Source organism: Asticcacaulis sp. EMRT-3, from assembly GCF_030027245.1.
Classification (GTDB): Bacteria; Pseudomonadota; Alphaproteobacteria; order Caulobacterales; family Caulobacteraceae; genus Asticcacaulis.
Genome location: NZ_JASERT010000004.1, coordinates 36,680 through 60,879, shown reverse-complemented (window position 1 = coordinate 60,879; position 24,200 = coordinate 36,680). Strand labels below are relative to the sequence as shown.

The following is a 24,200-nucleotide window of genomic DNA, read 5'->3' as shown; positions in this document are numbered from 1 at the left end:
ACCCACTCTACATTTTACATTTTTCCGCATCTCGCATTCAATTTGTAAGTCAAATTAAACGCTCGTTGCTCTAGGTGCGATGATTATGAATCATCGTACTTGGCAAGGCCGACTGGCCGCCCGAGCTTATGCGAGGAGCCATGCGGCGCTTGAGCTGCAAAAAATGCGAATACCAACTTGCACCTGAAAGATTCTGGGCTGCGCAAGTTGGTATTAGGCCCTTTTTCAATGTCCCGCTTTCCTGTATGGGATAATCATTTTTGCGAATGGGACAGATGCGATGCGCAATGCCGATCCGAACCTCTATGAGGCCATCCCTCGGCCTGTCATCGCCATCGGCAATGACTATCCGCCCGCCTTCGAGCTGGCGCACCATACGCACGCCCGCGCCCAGCTCCTCTATCCGGCGAAAGGGGTGGTGACGGTCGATACCACGCATGGCGCCTGGGTGGTGCCGCTCGAGCGCGCGGTGTGGATCCCGGCGGGCGTGCCCCACGCGGTCAGCATGGTCGGGGCCGTGCGCACGCGCTCGGTGCTGATCTCGGACGGCTATTGCCCGGCGCGCGCCGGTCATTGCGAGGTGCTGGCCGTCTCGCCCCTGCTGCGGGCCCTGCTGATGGAGGCGGTCGATCTGGAGGCCGAATACGCCGAACAGGGCCGTGACGGGCTGGTGATGAAGCTGTTAATGGCCGAAATCGACCGCGCGCCGATCATTCCGCTGTCGGTGCCGTTTCCGCAAAGCCCGGCCTTGCGGGCGCGCTGCCATGCCTTTGTGGCGCGGCCCGATGCGGGTGAAACCATCGACAAATGGGCCGAAAACCTCCACCTGAACCGCCGCGCCTTCACGCGCCTGTTCCGCCGCGAAACCGGCATGAGCTTTGCCGAATGGCGGCAGCAGGCCTGTGTGCTGGCGGCCCTGCCACGGCTGGCTCTGGGCGAGCCGGTGACCATGATCGCGCTCGATCTCGGCTATGACAGCCCGGCGGCGTTTTCGACCATGTTCCGGCGTTGGCTCGGTGCCCCGCCCAGCCGTTACCGGCGCGATGATGCCTGATGCTGATTGGTATTAAGATACCCCCCCGTCATCTTCGCCCTGGCGGGCTCGACCCCACCTCCCCCACGCTGCGCGCAGGGAGGAGGGAGACAGGCGGCACATCCTCCTCCTTATCCAAAAAGTGAATCCACTTTTTGGGGAAACGCTTTAATCAACGAAGACTGCCCGCAACTGCATTTCGCGCTCCTGATGCAATCGCTCCAGCGCCTCGGCGGTAATTTTCGCCTGTTTGGCGCGAAAGGTCAGCACACCGATCGCGTTCCACAGGGCGGCAATCTCATCCTTGCCCTCGCTGCGCTGGGGCAGAGGCATGTCGAGATCGCCCTCCGAAAGGCGCAGGATCGCATCCGAGGCTTTTTGCAGCGGTGCCGTTACCCTGGTGGCCATCAGCCAGAACAGGCCGGCAAACAACAGGGCCGTGCCCGCCATCAGACCGATTATCAGGCGGTGCTGGTCGCGCGTGCGAAACCGGTCGACGGTTCTGTCGCCACTATTCAGTTTCTGATCCATTCCGGCGGCATAGGCTGTCATTTTTAACCCGATCTCCGCTTCAGCGGGCAGCAGCCGCTGCGCAAAAATCTGGGTCTGCCTCGCCGCGGTCAGACCCGATACAGCCTGCAACAGGGCACCGACACGGGTTTGCAGATCGGCTCTGGTCGACAGACTTGTGGGTTGGGCACCCTTTTCCCACGCCGTCAGATCGGCGATGGCCGGGTGGAGATCACTGGATAGCTGGCTTTTCAGGACACGTGTCGGCGGGCCGTTTCTGGCCGCCAGTGCCTGTGTTTCGGATTGGATAATATCGAGACTGGCGCGAAGCTGGCTAACGGTAGCAAGTTCGTTCACGGTGCTCTGATCCTTGTCGAGCACCTGATCGAAATTATTGAAATCTGTCAGGGCAATGCCCAGCATGAGAAAAAACAGGCATATGCAGGATGAGTAATAGATAAGTATACGCGTTTTCAGGGTCATGGATACATTCCGCAATATGTCGGATCAGAGGCCGGGAGCTTTGCGGCCCACGCCCTCTGATCTTCTGGTGGAAGGGGGATGCGGGTTAAGTTATGCGTTCAGGCCGCGCGAAGTTGCGTAACGAAGCTTTCCACTTCCGCCCGCAGGCTATCGGCCTGACTGGTCAGACTGCCTGAAAGCCCCATAAGTTGGGTCGAGGCGGCCCCTGTCATTTCGGCGGCCCGACCGACACCAAATATGTTTTCGGTCACCTGTCCCGCGCCTTCGGCAGCGCGGGAGGTATTGCTGGCTATCTCATTGGTGGCGGCGCTTTGCTGCTCGACAGCCGAGGCAATCATGGTCGAGATGGAGCGCACATTCTGAATGGTGGACACGATGCGCGAGATCGAATCGACTGTCCGGTTGGTCGCGCCCTGGATGAGCCCCACCTTGTTACTAATGTCCTCGGTTGCGCGCGCTGTCTGACCGGCCAGCGCCTTGACTTCGGAGGCGACGACCGCAAAGCCTTTGCCCGCCTCGCCCGCTCGGGCAGATTCAATCGTGGCATTCAGCGCCAGAAGATTGGTCTGGGCGGCGATGTCGCTGATCAGTTTGACGACTTCGCTGATGTTGCCGGCAGCCTCGGCCAGCTCCCGGATTTCACTTTCCGTTCGGGAGGTCTCCTCGGCGGCTTCAAGCGTGACGGAAGCGGCGTTGTTGACCTGCTGATTGATCTCACGAACCGAGACGCTCATCTCTTCAGTGGCGGCGGCGACAGTCTGAACATTGCCAGCGGCGGCTTCGGCTGCGCCGGAGACAACCTGGGACTGACGGGTGGTTTCCTCAGCTGTAGCCGCAAGGCTTTGTGCAGCCTCAGAGACTTCGATGGATGATTTATGGAAGGCCGACGCCAGGGCGCCCATGCGCGACTGGAAGGAATCTGCAATCGCATTGCGTTCGGCGACCAGCCGTTCGGCGGCGCGCAATTCCTGATTGGCGGCGTCAACGCGCAAGTGCTCGGCTTCGGCCAGACCCTGACGGAAAACATCGGCAGAACGCGCCATAGCGCCGAGTTCGTCCTTGCGCTCCTGACCGGGAATCGTGAGCGCCAGATCACCGTTCGACATCGAGCGCAGGGCGTCGGTCAGGGATTTCAGCGGGCGCACAATAGAGAAGCGCGTCACGAAGAAGGCGATGCACAGGACGCCCTGCACACCAATGCCCAGCGCGTCCCAGGTCAGGCTGATCGTCTTGTGCGTAGCGGCTCCGGCGGCGGCGGAGGCGGAGACATTATCGGCGAGCGTATCGTCAACCACCTTGCTCATCCGCGCCTCGACACTGACAATGGCCGGATCACAGGCGCTGTTCATCTGGTGCACGGCTGTGGTGTCATCATCCTGCAAAGCGGCATTTTCCGCCATTCCGCAGGCTTGGGCAATGGCCGACTGATAGGAGGACTGGATGCCGGAAATGCGGGTCGTTTCCTTGGGCAGCAAGTTCAGCGCCGCGCTGGTCTGGCTATCAAAGGTGGCTTCGGCCTTTTTCAGCTCCTTATCGGCCGTTTTCAGATCCGCCGGATCTTTGGCGGAGACCATTTTGTAAAGCGCAGCCTCGGATTTGATAATCTGCTTGGCGGCGCGCTCCATCTTGACGCTGGCCAGGCCGGGCCCGCTGATCACCGCACCATAGGTTTGGGCGATGGCCGCCATGCGTGACGTGGTCAAGGCCACCGTGATCACAGTAACGGCGGACATAAGCAGCATAAGGGCAAGCACCTTTCCCATCATCGGTATATTTTTGAGTGACACGTTCTACCTCACGTTTCAAAGAGAAGTTGTGTCACGTGATTCCGAAAGGCGTCGGCTTTGAGGTCTGTTCAAAGATCCCAGGTTCGGCGTCAGCGAGAGGGGGGAGGTGCTCTCGCCGGAAGCGCGTGATGTGAATTTTACCAGCCATTCCCTGAGGAATATGGATGAAATCACCCTGTGTGGTTAATAAAGCCCTAAGGATAATGTTACCGGTATCTATTCATCACCCGTGTCCGAATTTCGTTTCGGAAAATGGATGTTGCCTGCGCTTTCTGACGCATTTAGCAGTAGTTAATTACCGAATCAAAGTATTTTATTCAGTCAAATGCGTGCCATTGTAAATTGAGTCAATAATTCTAACTATCGTCAAGGAAATACTGTATTTTACATTTTGATTCGGATTCCGGATTGATGTGTTTGAAAACGGACGCCCTCCCGCATCGTGATCACGTCTTTTTGTAATGTTGCTTCTACACGCCGGTCACTCACCAGACACAACCATCAGCAGGGCTTTCGGGGCCAGGGAGCGAAATGCATGAGTGAGTGTCAGGGTCAGGCCAGCGCACAACATTTTCTGAAGGGTGAGACTTTTGACAGCCTGAGAGCGTTTTTTATCGAGCGTAAGCTGGCGTCGCACATGAATCCGGATGTCGATAAGGGTCAATTTAACTGGAAACTGAACTTTCTCGGACTGGGCCGGAACGCGGCATCGCTTGCGCCGGAGATGTATTTCTATCGTATTATTTGCGACGGGGCCTGGACGCGCGTCGATCACCCGGACCGTTCGATCATCAATATGGTTATGCCGTTGCGCGGCCGGGTGTCCCTGATCCGCGGGGACGAATATATTGAAGCCGAACCGGGCCTCGCCCTATTGTATCAGAGCGATGGTCATAGCCGCAGGCGGCACGAACCGGACGCGACCTGTCATGAGAGCGTCGGTTTCACGATGGATTTTCGCAATGCCGAACGTGTCCTGTCGGACATTCTCCAGTTTCCCGTGGAAAGTGACTTAAAGCTGTCGCCCCGTCTGGAACTGGACACGACCCACGGCCGCATCGTCGCCTCGATGATTGAGCAACTGAGCACCCTGCCGCACACGGATTCCCACCCGCCCCTGACGCCACGGCTACAGCAGCGGCTGGTCGAGGCCTTTACCCACCTTGTGCTGGAATGTTCGCTGCACCGCTATTCGGAACGCATGGTGCAGTCGGGCGGCGGGGCGGTGCCGGGCTATATCCGCCGGGCGCGCGACTTTATGCGCCAGCACTACCACGAACCCCTGACGATCGCCGACATCGCCGACGAAGTTCAGGTCAGTCTTCGCACGCTGGAGATCGGGTTTCGCACCTTTCTGGACACGACGCCGCTCATCTATCTGCGCACCTTACGCCTGAGGCGCGCGCGCGAACTGTTGATTTCGCCGGATAATCACCGCCCGATCAGCGCCATTGCCCGCGATCTGGGCTTTTATCATATTGGCCGCTTTGCCCAATATTATGCGCGCCTGTTCGGTGAAAGTCCGTCCGAAACACGCCGCCACAGGACGACGCCACAGCATTTTGAGACTCCAGACCATGAGGCCGGTGCCTGAACGGGCTGACGAAGCCGCAAGCGGTTCTCTGACATTGGCTCTTTGGCATATTGTGGTATAGCGGGGATTGCGACTCACGGACATACGGATGCAATCTCCGCCCGTTTCCGCCCCTAACCGCGCCAAAACGGTGCGGCTCTGCGCCAAAAGGCTTCTGCGTTTTCTGGAGTATCCTTTTGGCTGTCTCACAAAAACAGGCTGCGGAACCCGCCGCGGCAGCATCGCCCACCTCACTCGACCCACAGGACTGGTCAGGTTTGCGGACGCATGGCCATCAGATGCTCGACGATATGTTCGATCATCTGGAATCTTTACGCCAGCAGCCGGTATGGCAGGCCCCGCCCGCTGCGGCGCGCGCCCGTTTTCATGCCCCCCTGCCGCTTGGCCCCTCACCGCTGGGCGATGTGCATCAGCAATTTCTCGACGACATATTGCCCTTTAGCAGCGGCAATGCCCATCCGGGTTTCATGGGCTGGGTGCAGGGCGGCGGCACGCCGGTCGGGATGCTGGCCGAGATGCTGGCGGCGGGCCTCAACGCCAATCTCGGCGGACGCAATCACATGGCCATCGCGGTCGAGCGCCAGATCGCCCTGTGGATGCGCGACCTGTTCGGCTTTCCCGAAACGGCGCACGGCCTCTTCCTGACCGGGGCCTCACAGGCCAATTTCGTGGCGGTTCTGCTGGCGCGGCACAGGGCGCTTTCCACAGCGCCACAGGCCCCCCTCGTGGCCTATACGTCTCAGGCGGCGCATGGCTGCATTCCGCGCGCCTTCGATATGGCGGGGATCGGAGCGCAACATCTGCGCCGCATCGCCACGGATGCAGCGGGCCGGATGGACACGGACGCCCTGCAAGCTGCGATCCGGCAAGACCAGAAAGGGGGCCTCAAGCCCTTCATGCTGATCGGCACGGCGGGAACGGTCAATACCGGGGCCATTGACGACCTGACGGCGCTGGCCGCCATCGCCTCTGAGCACGGCCTCTATTACCATATCGACGGCGCGCTGGGGGCGCTCGGCGTCTGCGCCCCCGAACTGGCCCCTTTGTTTGCGGGCATAAACTTAAGCGACAGTCTGGCCTTCGATTTTCACAAATGGGGGCAGGTGCCCTATGATGCCGGTTTCCTTTTGACGCACGACGGCGCGGCGCAAAAGGCGGTGTTCGCCAATGAGGCCGCCTATCTGACCCGCGCCGAACACGGTCTGGCGGCGGGCGATCTGTGGCCGTGCGATTACGGCCCCGACCTGTCACGCGGCTTTCGCGCGCTGAAGACCTGGTTCACGCTTAAGGTCTATGGCCTCGATGCGCTGGGTGCGTCGATGGCCGCCAATTGCCGTCTGGCCGCCGGTCTTGCGCGGCGCATCGAGGCCGAGCCGGAACTGGAAGTCCTGGCCCCGGTCAGCCTCAATATCGTCTGTTTCGGCGTGCGCGATGACGCCAGTGGCGCCTTGAACGGCCGCATCATCGAAGCCCTGCACGCGGCGGGTCGCGTCGCCCCTTCCCTCACCCTGATCGACGGCAGAAAAGCGATCCGCGCCGCCATCGTCAACCACCGCACCACGGAGGCCGACATCGACGCCCTGATCGACGGCGTCTTATTGTTCGCCCGCCAACTGAAGGGGCCAGCCCTATGAAGACCCATGCTTCGCTGCATGATATTACCGGCATGAGCGAGATCGTCCGCACCTGCCACCACGGCAAGGATATAACGCCCCTGTGGGATCATCTGATCAAGCGCGCCACCGATAATCCCGATGATGCCTCAGCCCTGATGGATATTTCGACCATATTGCTCAGCCGGGGTCAGGCGGAGGACGGCCTGACCTGGCAGGGCGTGGCGATTGGCAAACAGCGCGATTACTGCATCACGCATGGCGATGGTTCGGGCCTGTCGATCCTCGCCTTCGTCACGGCGGGCGACATGATGGCCAATACGCCGCTCGATTTCCTGCTGCACGGTTCAAACTGCCGCCTGTGGCTGTGTTTTGTCGATGCCAGCACGCAAAGCCTGCCTGACCTGCCGCCCCACGATGTCGCCTTCCTCGCGGTTGGCGAATCGACGGCCAATCAGCCTGTGCTGGAACGGCTGGAGGTTCTGCTGAAAGACTGGCCGGGGCCGATCCTGAATAATGACCCGGCCATGATCGCCTCCCTGACGCGCGATGGCGTCAGCCAGCGACTGAAAGACGCACAGGCGCTGTTATCGCCCGCCACGATAAGGCTTGGCCGCGCGGCGCTGGCGGCGGTCAGCCAGGGCGCAATGTCGCTGACAGAGGCGGCGCAGGGCATGGATTTTCCGGTCATTCTGCGCCCGATCGGCACCCATGCCGGTAAGGGTATGCACCGCCTCAGCAACCCCGACGAACTGGCCGGGGCCTTGCGCGCCGAGACGGCGGACGCCTTCTATATCATCCCCTTTATCGACTACCGCAATGCCGATGGCCTCTATGCCAAGCAGCGCATCGTCCAGATCAAGGGCAGGCCGTTCGCCAGCCATGAGGCCATATCCAGCCACTGGATGGTGCATTATATGAATGCCGACATGCACGAAAACGCCGGTAAGCGCGCCGCCGAGGCCCAATGGATGAAAGACTTCGATCAGGATTTCGCCGTCCGCCACGCTGCCGCCTTCGCCGAGCTTTATGCGCTGATCGGGCTCGACTATTTCGGCATGGACTGCGCCGAACTGCCCGATGGCCGCCTGCTGATTTTCGAACTCGACGTGGCTATGGTGGTGCATGACATGGATGACGAAGCACTATATGCCTATAAGAAACCCGCCATGCGGCGTCTGTTCGACGCCTTTATCGACATGGCGGCGCAGGAGCCGCAAGCTATGGCCATGACCAGCGCATGAACACATTGCCGGACACGGTTATGGAGACGTGGCTGTCAGGCGGCGATGAACGCCTGACGCCCGATCCTGTGTCCGGCCTGAACCGCTACGGCCATGCCCCCCATCCCGTGCCGCAGGCTCTGGCCTTTGGCTCCTCCACCGCCTCCACCCCGACAGCGGGCGCATTTCAGGCGGCGCAAAGCCTGCACGACCAGCTTGGCGCGGCGCTGACAACGCAAGATGCCGGTCTTGTTTACGAAAAGGCGATGGCGGCCTTACGCGCTGAGATCAGCGCCATGTTCGGCCTGCCAGACGCCACCGGCGTGGTTCTGGCCGCGTCGGGCACCGACCTCCATCTTCTGGTGTCGCAACTGCTGGGCGGGGCTTATGAGACGCCGCTGAAAGTCTTGACGCCCGGCCCCGATGAGACGGGCAGCGGCGTCGGTCTGGCCGTGTCAGGCCGTCATTTTCTGGCCAGCGCCCGGCATGGCCGCGTCGTGGCCAAGGGCGAAGAGCTGAGCTTTGGCGACCGCGCCGAGACGCATGAATTTGCCGTGCGCGACACCGATGGGGGCTTGCGCCGCGAAACGGACATCGAGGCCGAACTGACAGCGGCCATCGCTGAGGCCGTGGCGCGCGGCCAGCCCTGCCTGCTGGTGGTCAGCGATGTGTCGAAAACCGGCCTGATCGCGCCCGGACTGGCCAGCGTGCTGCGCCTCAAACAGCGCTTTCCGCACCATCTCGACATCCTGATCGATGCCTGCCAGTGCCGCCTCGCGCCCGATACGATCCGGGCCTGTCTGGCGCAGAATTTTCTGGTGGCCATCACCGGCTCGAAATTCTTCGCAGGCCCCGTCTTCAGCGGCGCCCTGCTCTGCCCGCCCGCCTGGTCGGGGCGGCTGCGGCACAAGAGCCTGCACCCGGCGATGCGCGATTACAGCGCCCGCGCCGAATGGCCCATCGGCTGGGCGGCCCGACGGGCGCTGGATGACGCGCCCAACTGGGGCCTTGCGCTGCGCTGGCAGGCGGCGCTGTTTGAAATGCGCGCCTGTTACGCCCTGCCCGTCGCCCGCCGCCGCGCCGCCACCGCCGCCTTTGCCGGGGCGGTTCAGGCGCGCCTGATCGCCGATCCGGCCTTCGCGCCCCTCGACAGCATCGCCCCTGACCGTTCGGCCCTGTTGAGCGGACATGATTTCGACAGCCTGCCGACCATTTTTCCGTTTCAGCTCACACCACACGGACGCGCCCTGAGTTTTGCGCAGGCCGCTTTGCTGCACCAGAATCTGGCCGCCGCCAGCCCGCCCGTGCATCTCGGCCAGCCGATCCGTTTCGCCAGCGACAGCGCCATCCTGCGCCTGTGCCTGAGCGCGCCGCTGCTGGTCAGGGCGGCGCAAAATCAGGCCGGACGGGAGGCCGTTATCGCCGAAGCCATGCAGGCGCTTGACCGGACAGCCGCCCTCGCCGCGCAGCTTGTCCAGTCGGCGGCCAGACAGGCGCTGTCCGCAAAATGACAGGTTTGCAACGCGGCGCCCTATTGATGCCTGAGACTCACGCCATGCCTCCAGGCTGAAACTGACCCTGTCCGAAAGGATCGCTACCCGGTGTGACGACAACCGCTGATCCTCTGGCCGAGTTTTTCGGCATAGCACCTGCTCTGGCCCGTCATTCCGGCCCGTGGCTGGCTGCGGCCAGAGAGCTGGCACAGGCAGACCGGCTGGGCGAGGCGATGATGGCCGTCGAACGCGCCCGGGCGCTTGATCCGCGCGCCCTGCCCGCCCGCAGCCTGCATAAGCATCTGTCCGAACGGATCGCCGCCGCCGAACCGGCGCTGATCAGGCTGGAGCTGGCCGCCGCCCTGCATTTTGATCAGGCCGCGCCGCAGATGGAACTGGCCTTTGCCTATGCGACGCGCGAACGTCTGCACGATGCCGAGCGCCAGTTTCGCCGCGCCCTGAGGCTTGATCCTCTGCACGCCGAGGCGCAGGGCGGACTGGCCGCCCTTTATCTGCGCGCCGGTCTGCCCGATCAGGCGCGTGAGGCGGCACTGGCCGCCATAGAGCTGGAACCGGCTCAGGCCCTGGCCTGCCAGACCCTGTCCAGCCTGGCCGAACGCGATGGCGACAGCGCGGCGGCGGACGCCTGGCTCGACCGCGCCTATGCCGCCTGCGCCCTGTTTCATGATGTGGTGGCCGACAGCCTGTGCGACGTGCTGGTGCTGGCCACGCGCACCCAGGGCAATATACCCTACCGGTTTCTGATGCCGCCCACCCTGTACAGCCGCCACGTCTGGTATATGGAACACGCCCGCGCCGATCAGGTTTTGCCGCCCTATGATGTGGTGTTCAACAGCCTCGGCGATCCCGATCTGACCGGGCCTTCCGCCGAAGCGGTGGCGCAGTTTCTCGCCCGCAACACCCGGCCCGTCATCAACCGGCCGGAGCGCGTGCAGCAGACATTTCGCCACCTGATCCCCGCCCTGCTCGGCGACATCACAGGGGTCTGCGCGCCCAGAACCGTGCGGGTGATGGCGCAGGACATTGTGCAAGGCGGGCTTGACCTGCCCGTGCTGGTGCGCCCTCTGGCCTCGCACGGCGGGGTGGGACTGTACCGCGCCGACACGCCTGACGATCTGGCCGCGATTGTCGCCCGGCTGGACGGTCAGGCGGTCTATGTCACCCAATATGTCGATTACCAACAGGCCGACGGCCAGTTTCGCAAGGGGCGGATGATCTTTATCGACCGCGTGCCCCTGCCCTATCACTGGGCCATTTCCAGCCACTGGATGGTGCATTACGACAGCTCGGACATGAACAGGGGCGGCGATGCTGACTGGCGGCGCGCCGAGGAAGCGCGCTACCTCTATGACACCGCAGCCTTTCTCGGCGCGCGGGCCAGCGCCGCCATCGCCGAAATCGGACGGCGGCTCGATCTCGACTATTGCGGGCTGGATTTTTCCCTGCTGCCCGACGGGCACGTGCTGGTCTTCGAGGCCAATGCCACCATGCTCGTCCATCCCGAAGACGAAGACGGGCCGCTGGCCTATCGCAACCGCGCCGTCAGCCGCATCACCGACGCCTTCCGGGCCCTGCCGCAACTGGGTGCGAGGCTTTAGGCCTCGCAGCCCTTTGTCAGCAAGGCCCGCATCACCGTGCGCAGGGTGGAGATAAAGGCGTCGCCGCCATCCGCCGCGTAGAGGCCATTGGCCAGCAGGCCGTCGGCCATGACGCGAAACATATCGGCGCGCGCCGTCAGCTCGGCCTCGCTTGCCGCATAAGGCAGGGTGCGGCGGAAAAGCTGGCGGCCCAGTTCGCGCTCGTCTTCGATAATGGCGCGCAAAATGGCCTCGACGCGCGGATTGCGCGCCGCTTCGGCATAGATTTCCAGCCGCAGGGCGGCGCGGTCGCGCTGACGCTGGCGGCTGACGAAATCATCGGCATCGGCCAGAACCAGCGCCACCAGCTCTTCGGGCGCACACGCCCCGATGCGCGCCACCTTGTTCTGGATCTCGTCCAGATCGCGCGCCACAATCGCCTCGATGATCGCTTCCTTGCTGGAAAAATAGCGATAGATGACGCCGACACTGAGCCCGGCTTCGCGCGCGATCTCGTCCATCGAAGCGCCGCGAAAGCCTGAGCGGATGGCGCAGGCAATGGCGGCGTCGAGGATGATGGCGCGGCGTTCCTGACGGCGCTGTTCGCGCGAAGGCGTCACCGGACGCATCATTGTAAAGCTACTGACATATTCTGAGTTGCAATTATTTTAATGACTCCGCGCTTGACCTAACACAGCCTCCCGATTAAGGGAAGCCACCGTTGAGTGAACGCTCATTCTCATTTTGTGCGAGCCGCCCTGATGACCGCCCTTTTCCACATGCCCGCCCGCCACCTGCTCCCCGCCGCCGCGCTGGCCGTGCTGTTAAGCGCCTGCGGGGCCAAGCCCGGCGGTATGCAGCAACCGCCAGCCCAGGTCGGGGTCGAGATTGTACATACCGAAGCCGTGCCGCTGACGACCGAACTGAGCGGGCGCACCTCGTCCTACCTCGTATCGGATGTGCGCCCGCAGGTCGGCGGCATCATCAAGGCGCGCCTGTTCACCGAAGGCGGCCCGGTCAAGGCCGGCCAGCCGCTCTACCAGATCGACCCGGCCACCTATCAGGCGGCGCTCAGCAGCGCCCAGGCGGCGCTGGCCAATGCCCAGGCGGCCCGGACCTCGGCGAAGCTCAAGGCCGACCGCTATGCCGAACTGGTCAGGATCAACGCCATTTCGAAGCAGGATAATGACGACGCCCAGGCCGCCCTGCAACAGGCGCAGGCCCAGGTGCAGTCCGCCCAGGCTCAGGTGCAGGCGGCGCAGATCAATCTCGGCTACACCACGGTGCGCGCGCCGATTTCGGGCCTCATCGGCAAGTCGAGCTACACGCCGGGCGCGCTGGTCACGGCCAGTCAGGCCGACGCCCTGACCACGATCCATGAATCGGATAAGATGTATGTCGATATCAGCCGCTCGTCCTCGGATGTGCTGGCCATGAAGCAGGCGGTGCAGGCGGGCACGGTCGGCGCTTCGGACAGCGCTCAGGTGCAACTGGTGCTCGATAATGGCAGCGTGTATCCGATCACGGGCCATCTCGAATTTTCCGACGCAACGGTCGATGAAGGCACGGGCACGGTCAATCTGCGCGCCGTGTTCAACAATCCGAACGGGCTTCTGATGCCGGGCATGTTCGTGCGCGCCCGCATCACCACGGGCGTGGCTCCCCATGGCGTTCTGCTCGATCCCGCCGCCGTGCAGCGCGATCCGAAGGGCAATGCCTCGGTCTTCGTCGTCGGCCCCGACAGCAAGATCGCGGTGCGCCCGGTCACGCTGGGGGCGAATATCGGGCAGAAATGGCTGGTTCTCAGCGGCCTGAACGCAGGCGACAAGGTGGTCGTGCAGGGGCTGCAAAAGATCGCGCCGGGCGCGCCGGTGAAAGCCACCGTCGTCACCAGCGCCGAATAAAGATTCAGGATAGGACGCCGCCATGCTGTCGCGCTTTTTCATCGACCGGCCGATCTTCGCCTGGGTCGTCGCCATTGTGATCATGCTGGCCGGGGCGCTGTCCATCATGCGCCTGCCGGTGGAGCAGTATCCCGACATCGCCCTGCCGCAGGTGACGGTTTCGGCCAGCTATCCGGGGGCCTCGGCCAAGACGGTCGAAGACAGCGTCACCCAGATCATCGAACAGAGCATGAAGGGGCTGGACGGCCTCCAGTATATGAGCGCCACCTCGACCGCCACCGGCGGGGCCAGCCTGACCCTGACCTTCAAATCGGGCACCGATCCCGACATCGCCCAGGTGCAGGTGCAGAACAAGCTGCAAACCGTCACGGCGCTTCTGCCGCAATCGGTGCAGGCCCAGGGCATTTCGGTCGTGAAATCGACCACCAACTTTCTTCTGGTGGTCGGCGTCTATGCCGATGACGGCAAGACCACTCAGGCCGATATTTCCGACTATATCGGCTCGTCGATCAAGGATCAGATCAGCCGCGTCGATGGCGTCGGCGATGTGCAGTTGTTCGGCGCGCAATATGCGATGCGCATCTGGCTCGATCCGCAGGAACTGGCCAGCTATAATCTGATGCCGTCCGATGTGGTGGCGGCCATCCAGACCCAGAACACCCAGGTGTCGGCGGGCGAACTGGGCGGCCTGCCCGCCGTCAAGGGCACCATGCTCAACGCCACCATCACGGCGCAATCACGCCTGACCACGCCGGAGCAGTTCCGCAACATCATCGTCAAAACCCAGAGCAATGGCGCCAGGGTGTATTTGAGCGATGTGGCGCGCGTTGAGCTGGGGGCGGAAAGCTATGCCTCCTCGGCCACCTATAACGGCTTCCCGGCGTCGGGCATCGCGGTCAAGCTGGCGCCGGGCGGCAATGCGCTCAACACCGCCAAGGCGGTCAAGGCGCGCATGGACGAGCTGTCGAAGAGCTTCCCCCACGGTATGCACTATGTCGTGCCCTACGACACCACGCCCTTTATCACCCTGTCGATTGAGGAGGTGGTCAAGACGCTGGTTGAGGCGGTCGTGCTCGTCTTCCTCGTCATGTACGTCTTCCTGCAAAACTGGCGCGCCACCCTGATCCCGACCATCGCCGTGCCGGTCGTGCTTCTGGGCACGTTCGGCGTGCTGGCGGCGGTTGGCTATTCGATCAATACCCTGACCCTGTTCGGACTGGTGCTGGCCATCGGCCTGCTGGTCGATGACGCCATCGTGGTGATCGAGAATGTCGAGCGCATCATGTCCGAAGAGGGACTGCCGCCGCGCGTCGCCACGCGCAAATCGATGAGCGAAATCACCGGCGCCCTGATCGGCATCGCGCTGGTTCTGGCCGCCGTGTTTATTCCGATGGCCTTCTTCACCGGTTCACAGGGCATGATCTACCGCCAGTTTTCGGTGACCCTGGTGTCGGCTATGGCCCTGTCGGTGCTGGTGGCCCTGATCCTGACGCCCGCCCTGTGCGCCACCTTGCTCAAGCCGGTGAAAAAGGGCGAAGGCCATATCCAGACCGGACTGGCCGGCTGGTTCAATCATCGCTTCGACGACGCCAGCAACCGCTATCAGGGCATTGTGCGCACAATTCTGGTTCAGCCCGTGCGCTGGCTGATCGGCTTTGCCCTGATCGTCATCGCCGTGGCGGTGCTGTTTACGCGCCTGCCGACCGCCTTTCTGCCGGAAGAAGATCAGGGCATCATCTTCACCCTGATCCAGTTGCCCGCCGGGGCGACGCAGGAACGCACGCAAAAGGTCGTCGATGATGTGCGCGCCTATTTCCAGAAGGACCCGGCGGTCGAGGCCGTGTTCGGCGTCACCGGCTTCAGCTTCGGCGGACAGGGCCAGAACATGGCGATGGCCTTTGTGCGCCTGAAGGATTTCGACAAGCGCCACGCCGCCAAGGACAAGGCCGCCGCCGTCGCCATGCGCGGCATCGTGCACTTTGCGAGCTATCCCAATGCCAGCGTCTTCGCCGTGGTGCCGCCCGCCATCTCGTCGCTCGGCACCTCGTCCGGCTTCACCATGATGCTGGAGGATCAGGGCAATGTCGGCCATGATACCCTGATCAAGGCGCGCAACCAGTTGCTCGGCATGGCGGCGAAAGACCCGCTGCTCAGCGCCGTGCGGCCCACTGGCCAGGAAGACACCGCCCAGCTCGATGTCGATGTCGATCAGGCCAAGGCCGGGGCGATGAACCTGACCCTGTCCGATGTCAACAGCGTGTTATCGACCGCCTGGGGCGGGGCCTATGTCAATGATTTCATTGATCGTGGCCGCGTCAAGAAGGTCTATGTCCAGGCCGATGCGCCCTACCGCATGACCGCGGCCGATCTTGATCGCTGGTATGTGCGCAATGCCGATAACCAGATGGTGCCCCTGTCGTCGATCGCCAGCGAAAAATGGAGCTTCGGCGCGCCCAGCCTGACGCGCTATAACGGCCAGTCCGCCGTCGAGATCGACGGCGCGCCCGCCCCCGGCAAAAGCTCCGGTGCGGCGATGGCCGAGATGGAAAAGCTGGCCAAACAGCTTCCGGCGGGCATTGGCTATGAATGGACCGGCATTTCCTTGCAGGAAAAACAATCGGGCAATCAGGCCTCGGCCCTCTATGCCCTGTCGATTGCCGTCGTCTTCCTGCTGCTGGCGGCGCTCTATGAAAGCTGGTCGATCCCGCTGGCCATCATCATGGTGATTCCGCTGGGCGTGCTGGGCGCTCTGGTGGCCATGAGCTTCCGTGGCCTGAACAATGATGTCTATTTCCAGGTCGGGCTGCTGACCATTATCGGCCTGTCGGCGAAGAACGCCATCCTGATCGTCGAATTCGCCAAATCGCTGCACGAAGACGGGCGCAGCCTGACCGAGGCGACGCTGGAGGCGGTGCGTATCCGCCTGCGGCCGATCATCATGACCTCGCTCGCCTTCACCTTCGGTATCATGCCCCTGGCCATTTCCAACGGCGCGGGTTCGGGCGCGCAGCACGCCATCGGCACCGGTCTGGTCGGCGGCATCCTGTCGGCCACCTTCCTGGCCATCTTCTTCGTGCCCCTGTTCTTCGTACTGGTGCAAAAGTGGTTCAAGGCCGACGAAAAACATGTGCTGAAGCTGAAGCAGATGCGTGAGGACGCCGAGCTGGAACGCACCGCCAATGATGGCGATCATCCCCCGTCGGCGCACTGAGTGAGGTTCCGGTCATGAAATCTGTCACCCTTCCTTCTTTGATGCTGGCCTCTGCTCTGGCCTCTGCCCTGGCTTCGGCTTTGGGTTTGAGCGCCTGCACCATGACGCCAAAATATGAGCGGCCCGCCCTGCCGGTGGCGCAGACCTGGCCCGTCGCCGATACGACCCAAGGCCCGGATGTGCGCCAAAATGCGGGCGACCTGCCGTGGCGGCAGGTTTTCCTCGATCCGCGCCTGCAACACGTCATCGACGCGGCCCTGACCCATAACCGCGACCTGCGCATCGCGGCGCTCAATATCGAAACGGCGCGCGCCTCTTATCTGATGACGCGCTCCGGCCTCGTGCCGTCGCTGAACGGAACCTTGAGCGAAACGCGCACCCGTCAGCCGGGCATCGATAGCGACATCTATGCCGCCGCCCTGGCCGTTCCGGCGTGGGAGATCGATCTGTTCGGCAAGGCGCGCTCGCAGGCTCAGGCGGCGAAGGAAAGCTTCCTCGCCTCGGATGAAACGCGCCGCGCCACGCAAATATCGCTGATCAGCCAAACGGCGCAGGCCTGGCTGACTCTGGCCGCCGATCAGGATCTGCTGCGGCTGGCCCGCGAAACCCTGCGTTCGCGCCAGGAGGGCTATGATCTCAGCCAGCGCATGTTCGCGCTGGGCGCGGCTTCGGAAACCGACCTGCGCGGGCTCGAAATCCTGACCGAACAGGCGCGCGCCGACGCGGCGCAGTTCGAGGCGCAGGTGCAGCAGGACAAGGATGCGCTCAATCTGATCGCGGGCACGCAACTGGCTGCTGCCGACCTGCCCGACAGCCTGCCGGGGGACGCTGTGCTCAGCGACCTGCCCGCCGGTCTGCCCTCGGATGTGTTGACGCAGCGCCCCGATGTTCTGGCCGCCGAGCACCAGATCAGGGCCGCCAATGGCGATATTGGCGCGGCGCGCGCCGCCTTCTTCCCCAGCATCAGCCTGACCGGCTCCACCGGTTCGGCCTCCACCGATCTCGGCCATCTGTTCTCATCGGGCAGCGGTGCCTGGAGCTTTGCGCCCGCCATCAGCGTGCCGATCTTCCGGGGCGGCTATAATATCGCCAATCTCAGGGGCGCAAAGGCGCAGCAGCAGATCGCCGTGGCCACCTATGAAAAGAGCGTGCAGGCCGCCTTCCGCGATGTGGCCGACGCCCTGGCCGTGCGCGCCAGCATCGCCACCCGGCTCAGCGCCACGGATAAGGCCGCCCACGCCGCCGATGTGTCGCTAAACTTAGGCAAGGCGCGCTACGACAAGGGGGTCGATTCCTATCTCAACCTGCTTGATGCGCAGCGCACCGATTACAGCGCGCAACAGGCTTTGATCGCCGTGCAACTGGCGCGCGCCGCCAATCTGGCCAGCCTGTATGCGGCGCTGGGCGGCGGCGGGCTTTAGGACTTAAAAAACAAAGGCTTAGAGCGCATCCTCTCAAGAAGATACCCCTCCGGCGCTGCGCGCCACCTCCCCATTGCTGCGCAACAGGGAGGAGGGAGGTGCCGCCTGAGTCTTTCTTCCAGTACCACACCCTCCTCCCTGTGCCGAAGGCATGGGGAGGTGGCGAGCAAGCGAAGCGCGTCGAGACGCAGGGGTACTGTCTTTATTGCATATGACCCGCTCCAGAGCGTTTCCCCAAAAAGTGGATCCACTTTTTGGATAAGGAAGAGCGATAAAACAAAAACTTAGAGCGCCGATCTGAGTCTATCAGATCGAAAAGCGCTCTAAGCCCTGGCGGCGATATAGGCGCGCCAGCCACCCAGCGCCGTAATGTCCTGGGCCCCCTCCATCGCGCGCGGTTCGGCCACGAAGCCCTTGACCTCGCTGCCGTCGGAAAGCGTCACCGTGCCGATGGCCAGAGGCGCAGGCACTTCGGCGACGAAGCTGCCAAAGGCGGCCACGTCCAGCTCATAGACCTCGACCTGGATCGCCGCGCCGCCCGCATCATGGATCAGGGCGGGCTTGGGCGGGGTGGTGTGGGTCATGGCATAGAGCCGGTAGGTCGGGGCGGTTTCGGTGGCCGTCACGAAAACCGCCTCGCGTGAGGTCAGTTGCCAGTGCAGCGGCATATCCTTCAGATGCGCCCCGACGACCGCCAGTTTCACCGTTTCCATACGTGTCTCCCTATCAAGATCAAGCGGCGGCACAGCGAAATCCGCCGCCACCTCACAGGTTGTAGCTATAGTGATCAGCGCCTTGTCGGTCCAGGCGGGGCCCATAAAGGTGACGCCGAAACCGGTGCCATTGGCGCGGAATCCCGCCGGTATGGCCACCGCCGCCATGTCGAGCAGGTTGACGAAATTGGTATAGAGGCCAAGCTGGGCATTGAGCACGATGGGTGCGGCCTGCATCTCGGCGATGCGGTAGATGGTGGGGGCGGTCGGCAGCATCAGGGCATCGACCTGCGCCCAGATGGCCTCGGCGTCACGCATGAAGCCTGCCAGTTCATACTGCCCCTTAAAGGCCTCGACCGCCGTGATCCCAAGCCCGCCCAGCACGATGTCGCGCACGGTCGGGTCCATCGTTTCGGGCCGGTTCAAGGGCCGGTCGCCCAGCGCCGCCGTGCGTTCGGCCACCCACGGCCCTTGGTACAAAAGCGCGGCGGCACGGCTAAGCGACGAAATATCGAGCCGCACAATCTCATGGCCCGTGGCGATCAGCCGCTCCATCGCCGCCGCGAACAGCCGCGCCGATTGCGCATCGCCGCACCCGTTGAGCTGATCGTCGCGCGGCACGCCGATGACGCGCATAGGGCGCGCCTGATCCTGCAACGGCCTTGAATAGACATCGCTGGCATCGAACCCGGCCACCACCTCATCGATCAGAGCGGCCTCGGCGGGCGAGGCGGTAAAGACGCTGATGCAATCAAGCGAGCGGCAGGCGGGCACGAGGCCCGACGTGCTCCAGCGCCCTTTGGTCGGCTTGAACCCGGTCAAATGATTGAAGGCGGCGGGCACGCGGCCCGACCCCGCCGTATCGGTGCCAAACGCAAACGCCACCAGCCCCGCCCCCACCGCGACAGAAGACCCCGAACTGGAGCCGCCGCTGATATAGGCGCGGTTAAAGACGCAGGCCGGTGCGCCGTAAGGGCTGCGCGTGCCGTTCAGCCCCGTGGCGAACTGGTCGAGATTGGTCTTGCCGACATAGAGCGCGCCCGCCGCCAGCACGCGCGCCACGACATGGGCGTGATCTTCGGCCACATAGCTGAAATCGGGGCAGGCCGCCGTGGTAGCCATGCCCGCCACATCGATATTGTCCTTGACCGCGAACGGCACCCCCGCCAGCGGCAGGTCTTCGCCCGCCGCGATGCGTGCATCAATCACCTGCGCCGCCGCCAGGATGTCCTCCGGCGCAGGCCGCGAAATCCACGCCTGCGGCTGCACGCGGTCATAGGCGGCAAGGCGCTGTAACACCTCCGAGGCGACCTCCACCGCCGTCCGTTGCCCGGCCCGCACCTCGGCGGCGAGGCGAATGATATGCCAGCGCGTCACGACGCCGCCTCCAGCGCCACCAGCGCCGCACCGGGGCTGACCGCCTGTTTCTCGGCGGCGAAGACGGCGCGGATCGTGCCTTTCGCCGGACTGGTGACGGCGCATTCGGTCTTCATCGCCTCGATGACGGCGATCACCTCGCCCTTTTCGACCGCCATGCCGGGCGTGACCAGCATCTTCCACACGCTGCCGCCGAACGGCGCTTCGATCACCTCGCTGCCTTCGGGCACGGTGATGGCGGCGACCTCGGCGGCCCCGCCCGCCTCTTCGCTGAGCGCCGCCAGCCGGTCGAACTCGCCACGGCGGTGCCAGTCGGCGCGCTCGGCCTCGAAGGCGGTCTGGCGTTCGGTCTGGAAGCGCGTGATCGAAGAGGCATTGTCTTTCAGGAAGGCGCGGTAATCGCGCAGGCGAAACACCTCTTCGTCGATGCGGATGGCGCGCCGCCCCAGCGGGAAATCGCGCCGCCATTCGGTCAGTTCGTCGTGGCTGACCGGGAAAAAGCGGATCTGGTCGAAGAAACGCAGCAGCCACGGCTTGCCGTCGGTAAACACCTCCGTCTGGCGATAGGTGTTCCACACCTGAATCGTCCGGCCAAAGAGCTGATAACCGCCCGGCCCCTCCATGCCGTAAATGCACATATAGGCCCCGCCGATGCCGACCACATTGGGCGGCGTCCAGGTGCGGGCGGGGTTATATTTGGTGGTGACCAGCCGGTGACGCGGATCAATCGGCGTGGCCACCGGCGCGCCGAGATAGACATCACCCAGCCCCATGACCAGATAGCTGGCGTCGAACACCGTTTTCTTGACATCCTCGACGCTGTTAAGTCCGTTGATGCGGCGAATGAACTCGATATTGTCGGGGCACCACGGCGCATCATCGCGCACCGAGGCCATGTATTTGTCGATGGTCTGGTAGATGGCCGGATCGCCCCAGCTTAGGGGCAGATGGACGATGCGCGTCGGTATCTCGAAATCATCAAGCCCGCCCAGACGGTCTTCGGCGACTTCGAGCGCCTGAAGCAACCGGCCTTGCGACAGGACGCGGCTGTCGAAATGGATTTGCAGCGAGCGGATGCCCGGCGTGATGTCGATAATGCCGGGCAGCCTGCCCTCGGCCACCTGAGACTGCACATCCAGCATCAGGGCGTGGATGCGCAGGCGCAGTTCGAGATCAAGCACAATCGGGCCGTATTCGACCAGCAGGTGACGATCACCCTGACGGCGATAGATGACGCGCGGCCTGTGATCTTGTTCGGCGATCTCATGCAGGATCGGCGACGCGGCGGGGGCTGTGGCGGGCGGCGCTTCGGCCAGTGTCAGCGTGGCCAGGGTCGCGTCCTGCGCCCGTTCGGCGGCCACCGCCACAGCGTCATCGACGGCCTGAAAGCGGACTGTATCGCCGGGGGCCAACTGGCCCACCTGCCACAGATCGGCCTGTATCACCACGAACGGACAGACAAACCCGCCAAGCGATGGGCCGTCCGGCCCGAGAATGATCGGCATGTCGCCGGTGAAATCGACCGCGCCGATAGCATAGGCGTTATCGTGGATATTGGAGGGGTGCAGCCCCGCCTCGCCGCCATCCGTACGCGCCCAGTTGGGCTTCGGGCCGCTCAGGCGCACGCCGGTGCGGTTGGAATTGTAATGCACCTTCCATTCGGTGGCGGTGATCATCTCAATATCTTCGGTCGTGAAGAAATCGGGCGCGCCGTGCGGGCCATACAGCACCCGCAAGGCCCAGGTGCGCGACATCTGCGGCACCACGCCCGGCCCCGGCAGGGACGAGGGCACAGCAGGCAAGGGGTTGAGATGCAGGGTGTCGCCGGTCATGACGGCACGACCGGCATGGCCGCCAAATTCGCCGAGCGTAAAGGCGCTGGCGCTGCCGAGATAGGCCGGCACGTTCAGCCCACCGGCAAACAAAACATAGCCGCGCAGGCCCGCCCCGCTGACCCGGCCGATCTTCAGAACCTGACCGGCGGCCACCTCAAATGGCTGATGAAAGGCCACGGATTCGCCATCCAGCGTCGCTTCAAAGATCGCGCCCGACAGGCACAGGCGCGCCGCCGCCTTGAAGGCCAGTGTCGGCCCCGTGGCGGTGATTTCCAGACCCGGCGCACTGTCCTCATTGCCCAAAAGCCGGTTGCCGAGCCGGAAGGCAAAGCCATCCATCGGCCCCGAAGGCGGCACGCCGATGTCCCACAGGCCCGTCCGCCCCGGATAGTCCTGCACCGTGGTGGCCGTGCCACCCGACAGCACGCTGACCGTCTGCGGGTGATAGGCGATGTCGGCCAGTGCCCGCGTCGAGACTTCGCCGCTGGTGAAGGCTTCCGAGCGCACGACCGTTTTCAGCCAGTCGAGATTGGTTTCGATCCCGGCCAGAATCGTCTGATCGAGCGCCGCCTGCATGGCCTTCACCGCCGCATCGCGGTCGGGCGCGGTGACGATCAGCTTGGCCAGCATCGGGTCGTAAAAGGCGCTGACATCCGAACCGCTGGCCACCCAGCTATCGACGCGCGCATCGCCGGGAAAGCCCACCTCGATCAGCCGCCCGGAACTGGGGCGATAGCCCTCCGCCGGGTCTTCGGCATAGAGGCGCACCTGAATTGACGCACCCGTTGGCGTGGGTGCTGGCGCATCGAGAAAGGCGAAATCGCCCGCAGCGCCCCTGATCATCCACTCAACCAGATCAATGCCGGTCACCTGTTCGGTGACGCCGTGTTCGACCTGAAGGCGCGTATTGACCTCAAGGAAGAAGAAATCATCGCGCCCCGCATCATACAAAAATTCGACCGTGCCCGCCGACAAATATCCGGCCCCTGAGGCCAGTTTGACCGCCGCGTCGATCAGGGCTGTGCGCGTCGCTTGCGGCAGATGGGGCGCGGGCGTTTCCTCGACCACCTTTTGATTGCGGCGTTGCAGCGAGCAATCGCGTTCGCCCAGCGCCGTGACGCGGCCTTTGCCGTCGCCGAACACCTGCACCTCGATATGACGCGCCACGCGGACATAGCGTTCGAGAAACACGCCGCCATCGCCGAAATTACCGGCCCCCAGCCGCGCCACAGTGGCAAAGCCCTCGCGGATGTCATCAGGGTTTTCGCAGATCTTCATGCCAATGCCGCCGCCGCCCGCCGTGGCCTTCAGGATGACCGGATAGCCGATAGCTACCGCCGACGCGACCGCCGCTTCGGCATCGGTCAGAAGGTCGGTGCCGGGGGCCAGAGGCACACCTAAGCTGGCGGCCATGTCGCGCGCCGTGTGCTTCAGGCCAAAGACGCGCATATTTTCCGGCGTCGGGCCGATAAAGACCAGCCCTTCCGCCGCGCACCGTTCGGCAAAACCGGCATTTTCCGACAGGAAACCATAGCCGGGATGGATGGCCTCGGCACCCGTGGCCCTGGCGGCGTCGATAATGGCGTCGATCTTCAGATAGCTTTCCGCAGCCGGAGACGCGCCGATAAACACCGCCTCATCGGCCTGCGCCACATGCAGCGATCCGACATCGGCTTCGCTGAACACGGCCACCGAACCGATACCCATTTTTTTCAGCGTGCGGATGATGCGGCAGGCGATGGCGCCGCGATTGGCGATGAGAACTTTTTTGAACATCAGTTGCTCACCACCACCATGCGCACCGGCGTCGGGTTGAAGCCATTGCAGGGATTATTGATCTGCGGGCAGTTGGACACCACCACCACCACGTCCATCGCCGCCTTGAGATCGACGCTTAAGCCCGGTGCGGAAATACCATCGACAATACCGAGCGTGCCATCGGCCTCGACCGGCACATTCATGAAGAAGTTGATGTTCGACACCATGTCGCGTTTGTTGCGTCCGGCGCGGACATTGGCGTCGAGAAAATTATCGACGCAGGCGTGGTGCGATTTGGTGTGATGGCCATAGCGCAGGGTGTTCGATTCACAACTGCACGCCCCGCCAATGGTGTCATGATAGGCCACCGAGGTGTCGGTGATCGTCATCATGACGCGGCCTTCGTTCGATAAAAGCTGCGCCCCTTTGCGCAAAAACAGATTGCCCTGCGCCGCAATCGTATCCTGCGCGCTGTAGCGTTCCGCATCGTCGTGCGCCGCATAGATCAGGAAATCGACGGCCTGATTGCCCTCCAGATCGAGGATGCGCAAAGACTGGCCCTTGCGTACCGTGTGCATCCACGGCGCGCGCGCCGGCACCACCTCATCGTGAACAACCGACCCCGCAAGGCCTGTCAGTGCCATATC

At 63.3% G+C, this 24,200-nt stretch carries 15 protein-coding genes; 9 read left to right on the top strand and 6 right to left on the bottom strand.

What is annotated here, in order from left to right; all coding sequences use genetic code 11:
• The first annotated feature begins 280 nt into the window (after positions 1-280).
• Complete coding sequence (locus QB905_RS15150; RefSeq protein WP_282976066.1) at positions 281-1,054, top strand: AraC family transcriptional regulator; 774 nt, start codon at positions 281-283, stop codon at positions 1,052-1,054.
• A 147-nt stretch (positions 1,055-1,201) separates the two neighbouring features.
• Here QB905_RS15150 and QB905_RS15145 read toward each other — a convergent pair whose 3' ends face one another.
• Both QB905_RS15145 and QB905_RS15140 read right to left on the bottom strand, forming a co-directional pair.
• Positions 1,202-1,966, bottom strand: a complete 765-nt coding sequence (locus tag QB905_RS15145; protein ID WP_282976065.1) for a HAMP domain-containing protein — start codon at positions 1,964-1,966, stop codon at positions 1,202-1,204.
• 158 nt (positions 1,967-2,124) lie between these two features.
• On the bottom strand, positions 2,125-3,768 hold the full coding sequence (locus QB905_RS15140) for a methyl-accepting chemotaxis protein (RefSeq protein ID WP_282976064.1): 1,644 nt from the start codon (positions 3,766-3,768) through the stop codon (positions 2,125-2,127).
• Positions 3,769-4,348: 580 nt separating this feature from the next.
• On the opposite strand from QB905_RS15140, the gene QB905_RS15135 reads away from it, so the two are divergent.
• The 5 genes from QB905_RS15135 to QB905_RS15115 all read left to right on the top strand — a co-directional run bounded on the left by QB905_RS15135 (position 4,349) and on the right by QB905_RS15115 (position 11,355).
• A complete protein-coding gene (locus QB905_RS15135) occupies positions 4,349-5,407 on the top strand; it encodes an AraC family transcriptional regulator (protein ID WP_282976063.1) in 1,059 nt (352 codons plus the stop codon).
• Positions 5,408-5,583: 176 nt separating this feature from the next.
• Positions 5,584-7,041 (top strand): pyridoxal phosphate-dependent decarboxylase family protein, encoded by a 1,458-nt coding sequence (locus QB905_RS15130; protein WP_282976061.1) that lies wholly within the window; start codon positions 5,584-5,586, stop codon positions 7,039-7,041.
• Positions 7,038-8,264: an ATP-grasp domain-containing protein gene (locus QB905_RS15125; RefSeq protein WP_282976059.1), complete on the top strand. Its 1,227-nt coding sequence runs from the start codon at positions 7,038-7,040 to the stop codon at positions 8,262-8,264. The genes QB905_RS15130 and QB905_RS15125 overlap by 4 nt, the downstream gene beginning before the upstream one ends.
• Positions 8,261-9,754 (top strand): hypothetical protein, encoded by a 1,494-nt coding sequence (locus QB905_RS15120; RefSeq protein WP_282976058.1) that lies wholly within the window; start codon positions 8,261-8,263, stop codon positions 9,752-9,754. Before QB905_RS15125 ends, QB905_RS15120 begins: the two co-directional genes overlap by 4 nt.
• 92 nt (positions 9,755-9,846) lie before the next feature.
• Positions 9,847-11,355 (top strand): hypothetical protein, encoded by a 1,509-nt coding sequence (locus tag QB905_RS15115; RefSeq protein WP_282976056.1) that lies wholly within the window; start codon positions 9,847-9,849, stop codon positions 11,353-11,355.
• On the opposite strand, the gene QB905_RS15110 is transcribed toward QB905_RS15115, so the two are convergent.
• The gene (locus QB905_RS15110) at positions 11,352-11,954 is read right to left on the bottom strand and encodes a TetR/AcrR family transcriptional regulator (protein WP_282976054.1); all 603 of its coding nucleotides are present in this window, start codon (positions 11,952-11,954) and stop codon (positions 11,352-11,354) included. The two genes, QB905_RS15115 and QB905_RS15110, sit on opposite strands and share 4 nt — an antisense overlap.
• A 141-nt stretch (positions 11,955-12,095) precedes the next feature.
• On the opposite strand from QB905_RS15110, the gene QB905_RS15105 reads away from it, so the two are divergent.
• The 3 genes from QB905_RS15105 to QB905_RS15095 are packed head-to-tail and all read left to right on the top strand — an operon-like array spanning position 12,096 to position 17,870.
• A complete protein-coding gene (locus tag QB905_RS15105) occupies positions 12,096-13,238 on the top strand; it encodes an efflux RND transporter periplasmic adaptor subunit (RefSeq protein ID WP_282976053.1) in 1,143 nt (380 codons plus the stop codon).
• 22 nt (positions 13,239-13,260) lie between these two features.
• The gene (locus QB905_RS15100) at positions 13,261-16,449 is read left to right on the top strand and encodes an efflux RND transporter permease subunit (protein ID WP_282976052.1); all 3,189 of its coding nucleotides are present in this window, start codon (positions 13,261-13,263) and stop codon (positions 16,447-16,449) included.
• 14 nt (positions 16,450-16,463) lie between these two features.
• Positions 16,464-17,870 carry an efflux transporter outer membrane subunit gene (locus QB905_RS15095; RefSeq protein WP_282976050.1) on the top strand — a complete coding sequence of 469 codons (1,407 nt, stop codon included), beginning with the start codon at positions 16,464-16,466 and terminating at the stop codon, positions 17,868-17,870.
• A 323-nt stretch (positions 17,871-18,193) separates the two neighbouring features.
• On the opposite strand, the gene atzF is transcribed toward QB905_RS15095, so the two are convergent.
• The 3 genes from atzF to QB905_RS15080 are packed head-to-tail and all read right to left on the bottom strand — an operon-like array spanning position 18,194 to position 24,197.
• Entirely contained in the window at positions 18,194-19,960 is a 1,767-nt protein-coding gene (atzF, locus tag QB905_RS15090; RefSeq protein ID WP_282976048.1) for an allophanate hydrolase, read from the bottom strand.
• Positions 19,957-23,571 (bottom strand): urea carboxylase, encoded by a 3,615-nt coding sequence (gene uca, locus QB905_RS15085; protein ID WP_282976046.1) that lies wholly within the window; start codon positions 23,569-23,571, stop codon positions 19,957-19,959. The genes atzF and uca overlap by 4 nt, the downstream gene beginning before the upstream one ends.
• Complete coding sequence (locus tag QB905_RS15080; RefSeq protein ID WP_282976089.1) at positions 23,571-24,197, bottom strand: urea amidolyase associated protein UAAP2; 627 nt, start codon at positions 24,195-24,197, stop codon at positions 23,571-23,573. The genes uca and QB905_RS15080 overlap by 1 nt, the downstream gene beginning before the upstream one ends.
• Positions 24,198-24,200: the final 3 nt, after the last annotated feature.

Coding starts and splice junctions, on each gene's coding strand:
- QB905_RS15080 (WP_282976089.1), bottom strand. CDS start 24,197: ATGGCACTGACAGGCCTTGCGGGGTCGGTTGTTCACGATGAGGTGGTG.
- QB905_RS15120 (WP_282976058.1), top strand. CDS start 8,261: ATGAACACATTGCCGGACACGGTTATGGAGACGTGGCTGTCAGGCGGC.
- QB905_RS15095 (WP_282976050.1), top strand. CDS start 16,464: ATGAAATCTGTCACCCTTCCTTCTTTGATGCTGGCCTCTGCTCTGGCC.
- uca (WP_282976046.1), bottom strand. CDS start 23,571: ATGTTCAAAAAAGTTCTCATCGCCAATCGCGGCGCCATCGCCTGCCGC.
- QB905_RS15145 (WP_282976065.1), bottom strand. CDS start 1,966: ATGCTGGGCATTGCCCTGACAGATTTCAATAATTTCGATCAGGTGCTC.
- QB905_RS15105 (WP_282976053.1), top strand. CDS start 12,096: ATGACCGCCCTTTTCCACATGCCCGCCCGCCACCTGCTCCCCGCCGCC.
- QB905_RS15125 (WP_282976059.1), top strand. CDS start 7,038: ATGAAGACCCATGCTTCGCTGCATGATATTACCGGCATGAGCGAGATC.
- QB905_RS15140 (WP_282976064.1), bottom strand. CDS start 3,768: ATGCTGCTTATGTCCGCCGTTACTGTGATCACGGTGGCCTTGACCACG.
- QB905_RS15135 (WP_282976063.1), top strand. CDS start 4,349: ATGAGTGAGTGTCAGGGTCAGGCCAGCGCACAACATTTTCTGAAGGGT.
- QB905_RS15150 (WP_282976066.1), top strand. CDS start 281: ATGCGCAATGCCGATCCGAACCTCTATGAGGCCATCCCTCGGCCTGTC.
- QB905_RS15100 (WP_282976052.1), top strand. CDS start 13,261: ATGCTGTCGCGCTTTTTCATCGACCGGCCGATCTTCGCCTGGGTCGTC.